Source organism: Pseudomonas sp. (assembly GCF_037994325.1).
GTDB lineage: Bacteria > Pseudomonadota > Gammaproteobacteria > Pseudomonadales > Pseudomonadaceae > Aquipseudomonas.
On record NZ_JBBNAH010000414.1, the window covers coordinates 1 to 2313 of the forward strand.

The 2313-nt window shown below is 60.2% G+C and carries 2 protein-coding genes; one reads left to right on the top strand and one right to left on the bottom strand.

The genetic code is table 11. The features are described 5' to 3' along the window. Positions 1 to 514 (top strand): helix-turn-helix domain-containing protein (locus tag AAAB16_RS14095; RefSeq protein WP_340663875.1); only part of this gene is annotated, 514 nt, incomplete at its 5' end. A gap of 107 nt (positions 515 to 621) precedes the next feature. Here the strand turns inward: AAAB16_RS14095 and AAAB16_RS14100 are convergent. Then, positions 622 to 2304, bottom strand: coding sequence for a methyl-accepting chemotaxis protein (locus tag AAAB16_RS14100; protein WP_340663876.1), 1683 nt, complete (start codon positions 2302 to 2304; stop codon positions 622 to 624). Positions 2305 to 2313 lie beyond the last annotated feature (9 nt).

Below are 2313 nucleotides of genomic sequence, written 5' to 3' on the forward strand. Positions count from 1 at the left end.
GTACCTAACCTTGCCAGCGCCAGCCGATAGCCACCTATATCGGGAGCTGCTCGGCCTGGAGCCGATCTTTAATGCCGAGGAAAACCGCCTGGTGTTTGCCAGCGCCCTGCTTGACCGCCCTCTTCCCGGGGCCAATCCGCAGGTGATGCAGCACTGTGAACAACAATGCCAGGCGCTCCTGGCCAAACGCCGCGTTCGCGCCGGCCTGAGTGGTCGCATTCGTGACCGCCTGCTGGCCCACCCCGGGCGTTTGCCGGACATGGAACAGCTCGCCAACGAACTGCACATGACCACCCGCACCTTGCGTCGGCGGTTGCTGGAAGAAAACACCAGTTACCGCCAACTCCTTGAAGAGGTGCGTCAGGCCTTAGCCGAAGAGTTGCTGGCCACTGGCGCGCTGACACTCGAAGAAATCGCTGAGCGTCTGGGCTATGGAGAGGTTTCTAACTTTATGCACGCATTCAAGCGCTGGAAGGGCGTGACACCGCGGCAATATCGGATGAGTGCTTCATAGCCGCTGCATCCCAGCTTGTACCCCATCCGCCAACAGGGCCGAAGGAATGCTGACGCTCAAGCCAGCGCGCTGCAGGCGGCACTGGCTTGACGTTATTGGCCTGGCGGTTAAATCCGAAACTGTTTCACCAACGTCCCCAAGCGATTACCCAAATCCGCCAAGCTTCTGGCTGACTGTGCGCTTTGCTGGGTCTCATCGGCCACGCGTTCAACGGCGCCGGCAATCTGGTGCACGCTGCGGTTGATCTCTTCGGCCACGGCAGTTTGCTCTTCGGCAGCGCTAGCGATTTGCGCGTTCATGGCGTTGATGGTGGCGATCAGTTCGGCGATGGCATCCAGCGAAGCGCCTGCCTGGTTGGCTTGCTGGCTGGTGACGTCACCGGCTTCGCTGGAGCGGCGCATGGCGGTTACCGCGTCTACCGTGCCTTTTTGCAGGCGGTCGATCATGCCTTGAATTTCCTGGGTGCTCTGCTGGGTGCGGCTGGCCAGGGCACGAACCTCATCGGCAACCACGGCAAAACCACGGCCGGCCTCCCCGGCCCGCGCGGCTTCAATGGCGGCGTTGAGGGCCAGCAGGTTAGTTTGCTCGGCGATGGAGCGAATCACGCCAAGCACGCTGACAATCGACTGCACATCCTGCTGCAAGCTATCGAGCGAGGTGCCGCTGCTGCGGATATCACCGACCAAGGCGTGAATGCGGGTGATGCTGCCGTCCACAACCTTTTTCGCTGCCTGCCCTTCCTCGTCGGTTTTCTGCGCCGCCGACGCCGCGCCCTGAGCGCTTTGCGCCACTTGGTGGGCGGCAGCCGACATCTCGTTGATAGCGGTAGCGACCTGATCGGTTTCATGCCGCTGGCTGGCCATGGCTTGGTCGGCGCGCTGAGTCTGCGCCGAGACTTCACCCACCAACCCGGTGAGCTGCCCGGTCATTTCCACAATCTGCCGCACCAGGCCATGAATCTTGGCGACAAAGGCGTTAAACGAGCCGGCCAGTTCGCCAAGCTCGTCCTGGCCGTTGACTGGCAGGCGTTTGGTCAGGTCACCGTCACCGGCGGCAATGTCGTCGAGGTTGTCTTTGATTTGCTGCAATGGCCGCAGAAAGGCGTTACCCAACGCGACACCGGCAATGCCGAAAATCACCAGCAGCACCAAAGCAATCACCACGATGCTGGTAACGATGGTGGTGATACGCGCATTGATACCTTCCTGCACCTTGGCCACATCGGCTTCTACGCCGTCGAGGTTGATCGCGGTGCCCAAGGCCATGTCCCATTTGGGCAGGTAAACGTTGTAGGCCAGTTTCGGCACCAGCACTTTGTCGTTGGTGGGCAGCGGCGAGGCGTAGCGCAGGTAATTGGTGCCGTTCTTGGCAACGTTGTAGAGCTCGCGGTTCACGAATACGCCGTTGGGGTCTTTGCGGTCGGCCAGCACTTTGCCGACGTCTAGTGGGTTGTCGCCACGAAACAGCCGCGTGATGGCGGCGTCATGGCCGAAGAAGTAGCCATCTTTGCCATATTTGATTTTCGACAGAATAACGATGGCCTTCGCGCGGCTTTCCATGTCGCCTTGGGCGGCGCCGTCGTACAGGCTCTGTACCGAGCCCAGGGCGATCTGCATATAGCTTTGCAGTTCGTTCTGTCGCTCGCTGATCAAGCGTTCGCGGGTTTCCTTTACCTCGCCGTCTGCCAGGCTAAGCAGTACTTGGGTGGCCGCACCACTGAGCACCAAGGCAAACAACAACACTGGCACGACGGCCAGCAGTAAAACTTTGGTCTTTAAACGCATGATCACTCCTTAAAC